Here is a 5,498-nt window from a genome sequence, read left to right on the forward strand (position 1 = left end):
GGGCGGCGAAGAGCTGCCCCTTGGTGTTGACGGCGAACACCCGGTCGAAGTCCTCGGGGGTGATTTCCTCCAAGGGGGCGCCAGGCCCGCCCTACGGGCGGACGGCGCTACTTTCGAAACACGCCCTAGTCCCCGGAACAGGACCTGAAGGCTGTCCCCCGGACCGTGGCCGGGCTGCGACCGGGTCAGCTGCTGAGCTCGAACTCGGCCCGGATCCGCTTGCCCACCGGCACCCGCTCGGCGGTCAGGCGGTCGCACAGGGCGACCACGATCTCCATGCCGTGACCGCCGAGGCGGGTCGGGTCGGGGGAGAAGAGGACGGGAAGTGCCGTGCTGCTGTCGTAGACCGTGACGCTGATCCGCTGCGCGGTGCCCTCCAGCTCCAGCAGGTAGGGGCCGTGGCTGTAGCGGTCGGCGTTGGTGACCAACTCGCTCACGGCCAGCATCAGATCGTTACGGGTGCGCTCGCCGAGCACCGCCAGCCATTCCGTGGTGAGCCTGATCAGAAAGCGGTCGGCCAGTGCGCGGGCCTGTGCGATGCATCCCGGCTCACCACCGAACACTTCGGCGATGTGCAGTGCCTCAGTGGGCCGGTGACCCGGATGCGGGTCGTCCGGCCGGGAGAGGGCGTATTGGTTCATGAGCTCCAGCCAGGGCGCAGCGGGGGAGGTCGGTGACCTATTCTTCGCGGTTCATCTACCCGTGTCATGACATCCCACTCCTGGGAATGGCGCGGGTGGGCAGGGGCGGCCCGGCAGTTGTACGACCGTCACGAAGAACTCGTCGATCCGGCGTACGGCTGTGATGAACCGATCCAGATCGACCGGCTTGGTCCTGGGGGCTGTCGTCGGACTGCCGACGTCGCCCGGGTCCCTGGCGTCCCCTCCCGCGGCCCGCTGCGCCGCCCTGCGCACCCGGATGGAGCAGCGCGGCGGACATGGCAGACTTGAGCGGGGCGTTCGGCCCGAAGTGCGGCGGCTTCGCGCAAGCCCGCAGCCGGGCCTCAGCCCCGTGGATACCAGTCCTCGTGAGCCCGGTGCGGCAATGCGCCGGGGCCGCCGAGAGATCCCGGCGGCATGACTGACAGAGGAACGGCAATGACGGTGACAGAGGACAGCGCGGAGTTCGCTCCCGGTATCGAGGAGTTCGGTCCCGGTATCGACCCGGAGCGGCTGGCCGTCTGCCTGAGCGTGCTCGACGAACTCGACACCATCGAGGTCGACCACCCGGACGCCATCGCCGTGCGCCGCGCCACCGCCGGTATCTACCGGACCGTGAAGCAGCGCCGTCGTCAGGAGCGCCGGGCCGCCAAAACCGCGCACGACAAGGCTGTTACCGAGGCCACCGCCACCGGCTCGGCCGACCGCATCGACGACGAGACCCAGGGTGTCCTGCCGTCCTCCTCGGCTACTGCCGAGATCGCCGGGATACTCCAGCGGCCCCGCTCCTGCTACATCTGCAAGACCCGGTACGTCGAGGTGGACGCCTTCTACCACCAGCTCTGCCAGCAGTGCGCCAAGGAGAACCGGGCCCGCCGCGACGCGCGGACCGACCTGACGGGACGCCGGGCGCTGCTCACCGGCGGCCGGGCCAAGATTGGCATGTACATCGCGCTGCGGCTGCTGCGTGACGGCGCGCACACCACCATCACCACCCGCTTCCCCAACGACGCGATCCGCCGCTTCAAGGCGATGCCGGACAGTGACGAGTGGATCCACCGGCTGAAGATCGTCGGCATCGACCTGCGCGACCCGGCCCAGGTCGTCGCGCTCGCCGACTCGGTCGCCGCCGAGGGCCCGTTGGACATCCTGATCAACAACGCCGCGCAGACGGTTCGTCGCTCCCCGCAGGCGTACAGCGAACTGCTCGGCGCCGAGTCCGCACCGCTGCCCGCGGGCGAACTCCCCGCGGCCGAGGTCATCGGCACCTTCGGCAGCGGCTCGGTCGACCGCGTCGCCGCCCTGCCCGCCGCCCGCAAGGAGGGGCTGAGCGCGCAGGACGTCACAGAACTGGCCCTGGTCACCGGATCCGCCTCGCTGGAGCGGATCGCTGCGGGCACCGCGATCGACGCGGGCGGTCTCGTACCGGACCTGCATGATACGAACAGCTGGATCCAGACGGTCGAAGAGGTCGAGCCGATCGAGCTGCTCGAGGTCCAGCTCTGCAACTCCACCGCGCCGTTCATTCTGATCAGCCGGCTCCGTCCCGCGATGGCCGCGACGGCGGCCAAGCGCGCCTACGTGGTCAACGTCTCCGCGATGGAGGGTGTGTTCAGTCGCGGCTACAAGGGTGCGGGCCACCCGCATACCAACATGGCCAAGGCAGCGCTGAACATGCTCACCCGCACCAGCGCCCAGGAGATGTTCGAGAAGGACGGCATCCTGATGACCGCCGTCGACACGGGCTGGATCACCGACGAGCGCCCGCACCCCGACAAGATCCGGCTGGCCGAGGAGGGCTTCCACGCCCCGCTCGACCTGGTCGACGGCGCTGCCCGGGTCTACGACCCGATCGTGCGCGGCGAAGCGGGAGAGGACCTGTTCGGCTGCTTCCTGAAGGACTACGCGCCGGCCGGTTGGTAGATCGATCCGTTGCCCGAAAGTGACTGAGCGCACACGTTCCATCGAGCGCGAAGGCGCTCATTTGGTTAGGCTGAGGTGAACAGACGCCACCCGGGGATCCACAAAAATCCCCGGGCCGTCCTGGGACAGGCTTGTAACCAGGCCGCCGTTCCGCCCCATGCCCGGCGCCACCGCGACCGAACTGTTCCTGCCCCGCCCCATATGGGTGGTCGATTTCCGGTAATGAGGCCGGAGCGTCGGCAACGCCCGGGGTTTCGCGACACAAAGGAGTCCGCGGTGACACCAGAACTGACGAAGCAAGAGAAGCGACCGGTCGAGCGACAGGGAGAGCGGGCCCGTCGGCCCGAGAAACTCCAGAACCTCGAGGTCTGGGCCAGATCCGCGCCGATCCGGCTGGCCGGCTACGAGGACGATCTCGCCGAGCCGCACATCCTGCCCGGCATCGACTGATCGACGGCCCGGCTGCGCGCCCGCCCGACGTCCGAGATGTCCGTCAGCCAGGGAGCCCCGGCCTTCCGACAGAACGGAGGTCCGGGGCTCCGGCGTGTCCCGGCCGGGTCACCGCACCGGGCGGAACGCAGGTAGCCCCGGGGCCCGGGTCCTCAAGGGGGCGTGGTCGGGCTGATGCGGGCGGGGGCGAGGGACACCGGTCTGATGAATTCCCGCACATAGGTGCGGTGCCACCAGTTCCCGGTGGCACGCAGCTCGCGCCAGGTCGTGTACCGGTAGCGGTACACCCTGGCGCGGAGGTGCGTGGGCGGGGTGCCGGGGAACGGGTTGTGGCGCAGCAACCGCAGCGTGTCCCGGTCGTTCTCCAGCAGCCGTTCCAGGAACGGTCCGAACCAGGGATGGGCGTACGCGGGAGAGAGCGCCGCGAACCACATCAGCCAGTCCAGGCGCAGGTGATAGGGAGCGAACTGGCGCGGGAGCCTCCGCGGATCGCCCGGCTTGCCCCGGAAGCCGTACTCCTGCCAGACGGTGTCGGGGTGGAGCACCGTCTCGTCGGTGCCCTCGACCGCGATCTCCAGCCGGACCCGGCTGATGCTGCCGAACGCGCCGTACGTGTTGACGAGATGCAACGGGTCGAACGAGCGGTTCATCACCTGGCGGCGGGAGATCAGATTGCGCGCCGGACGGTAGCTGAGGACGACCACCAGTGCGGTGACGGCGATGACCAGTACCTCGTACCAGAGCGGTGGCGCCGACTGTGCGGGCTGCGCAGCGACCACTGACCAGTCGACGGCGGACAGGGCGAGAGCGATGGTCACCCAGTTCAGCCAGGCGAAGTTCCCGGAGAGCACCAGCCACAACTGGGTGACGATCATCAGTCCCGCGGCCGCACTCGCCACCGGCTGCGGGGTGAAGAGCAAGATCGGGACGAGGAGTTGGGTGACATGGTTGGCCGCCACCTCCACCCGGTGGACCGGTCGGGGCAGCTGGTGGAAGAACCAGCTCAGCGGTCCCGGCATCGGCTGGGTCTCGTGGTGGAAATACAGGCAGGTCAGCTTGCGCCAGCACTCGTCGCCCCGGATCTTGATCAGCCCGGCGCCGAATTCGACCCGGAACAGCACCCAGCGCAGCAGCCACAGCACCAGCACCGGCGGAGCCGTGTCCGCGTTGCCGAGAAAGACGGCGAGGAAGCCCGTCTCCAGAAGCAGCGACTCCCACCCGAAGCTGTACCAGACCTGGCCGACCTGGACGATCGACAGATACAACGCCCAGGGCAGCAACCACATCAGCATGGCGGCCCAGAGCGGAACGTACGAATCCACCCCGGCGATCAGCGCGACCGCGAGCGCGCAGCCGGTCCAGGCGACCACCGCGAAGAACCGGTCGGAGTAGTGGAGCCGGAAGAGACCGGGAGCGAGCCGCCAGTCCGTTCGCCGCAGGAACTCGGGCACGGGCAGCATGCCCCGTTCGCCGATCAGCGCCCGGAACTGGAGGGCGGCGGCGAGAAACCCGGCCAGGTAGATGCAGGCGAGAGCCCGCTGGAAGATCAGCCGGCTGAGCCAGTAGCCATCTGCGGTGAACCACTCCATCACTTCCAGTATCGACGCTGCGGAGCGGCTGAGCTCAGCCCTCCGACACGATCCGTGCCAGCGCGGTGCCGAGCCGGCGTGCGTACCAGCGCTGGAGCACCGGCACGAGGGGGCCCGCCACCCTGCTGTACCAGCGGGCCGGACGGGAGAACGCCAGCACGGTGAACCACACCGTGCCGTCGTCCGCCAGTTCCACCACGAAGCACTCCTCACCGCGCTCGGGGTGTCGGTGCCGGGTCCCGTACGCGAAGCCGATGCGCTCCTTCTCGTACGCGGTCCAGACGACTTCGCACGGCGCGGTGAACCGGAGCGGACCGAACCCGATCGACACCCGCACGGAGGTTCCGGGCTCGGCGCGAGCCGTCGACGCCCGCACCCGGGCGCCGGAGGTGCGGTGCATGCGCCAGCCGGTGACGGCTGCGCCCGCCGTCTCGAAGTCGGCCGGGCCGCGGCCCACCGCGATCCGGTGGTGGAGATGGTGGTAGCCGTCGAGGAGCGGGCCGAGCCGGGTGGCCCCGACCTCCGGGTACGTGAGGGTGCTCATGACGTCCTGCCTTCGGGGTCGGTGAGAAATGGGTCGGTGAGCAACGGGACGGTGCGGGTCGGGGCAGTACGGGCGGAGCCGGCGCCGTTCAGGAGCCTTTGCCGGGCGAGCGCCGAGCAGAGCGCGAAGCCCAGCGCGTTGCCGAGGCCATGCGTGGCGGCCATCCAGGTCAGCGTGGGGTGGGGCAGCCCGGTCGCCTCACCGAGCGCCCAGCTCAGCGCGAGCACCATCGTCACCACTAGGGCGTGTTTCGAAAGTCCCGCCTGCCTGGCGACGCCTGGCACGCACGCTCGCTGCGTTGTCGGGCTCGCCCCGATACGCCCAGTATCGGGG

The 5,498-nt window shown here is 69.5% G+C and carries 6 protein-coding genes; 2 read left to right on the top strand and 4 right to left on the bottom strand.

What is annotated here, in order from left to right; translation table 11 throughout:
* Positions 1-185: 185 nt before the first annotated feature.
* On the bottom strand, positions 186-641 hold the full coding sequence (locus AB0915_RS38090; RefSeq protein WP_366695840.1) for an ATP-binding protein: 456 nt from the start codon (positions 639-641) through the stop codon (positions 186-188).
* Between the two features lie 456 nt (positions 642-1,097).
* Between AB0915_RS38090 and AB0915_RS38095 the strand changes: the two genes are divergently transcribed.
* Both AB0915_RS38095 and AB0915_RS38100 read left to right on the top strand, forming a co-directional pair.
* Positions 1,098-2,582 carry an SDR family NAD(P)-dependent oxidoreductase gene (locus AB0915_RS38095; protein WP_366695842.1) on the top strand — a complete coding sequence of 495 codons (1,485 nt, stop codon included), beginning with the start codon at positions 1,098-1,100 and terminating at the stop codon, positions 2,580-2,582.
* Positions 2,583-2,858: 276 nt separating this feature from the next.
* Positions 2,859-3,032 carry a hypothetical protein gene (locus AB0915_RS38100; RefSeq protein WP_366695844.1) on the top strand — a complete coding sequence of 58 codons (174 nt, stop codon included), beginning with the start codon at positions 2,859-2,861 and terminating at the stop codon, positions 3,030-3,032.
* A 152-nt stretch (positions 3,033-3,184) separates the two neighbouring features.
* Here the strand turns inward: AB0915_RS38100 and AB0915_RS38105 are convergent, their stop codons facing one another.
* The 3 genes from AB0915_RS38105 to AB0915_RS38115 form a co-directional block, all read right to left on the bottom strand.
* On the bottom strand, positions 3,185-4,621 hold the full coding sequence (locus AB0915_RS38105) for a lipase maturation factor family protein (RefSeq protein WP_366695846.1): 1,437 nt from the start codon (positions 4,619-4,621) through the stop codon (positions 3,185-3,187).
* A 34-nt stretch (positions 4,622-4,655) separates the two neighbouring features.
* Entirely contained in the window at positions 4,656-5,165 is a 510-nt protein-coding gene (locus AB0915_RS38110; RefSeq protein ID WP_366695848.1) for a DUF1990 domain-containing protein, read from the bottom strand.
* The coding region (locus tag AB0915_RS38115; RefSeq protein ID WP_366695850.1) for a YndJ family transporter at positions 5,162-5,498 on the bottom strand (337 nt) is incomplete at its 5' end. The genes AB0915_RS38115 and AB0915_RS38110, both read right to left, overlap by 4 nt.

This window comes from Streptomyces sp. NPDC048411, assembly GCF_040704695.1.
Classification (GTDB): Bacteria; Actinomycetota; Actinomycetes; order Streptomycetales; family Streptomycetaceae; genus Streptomyces.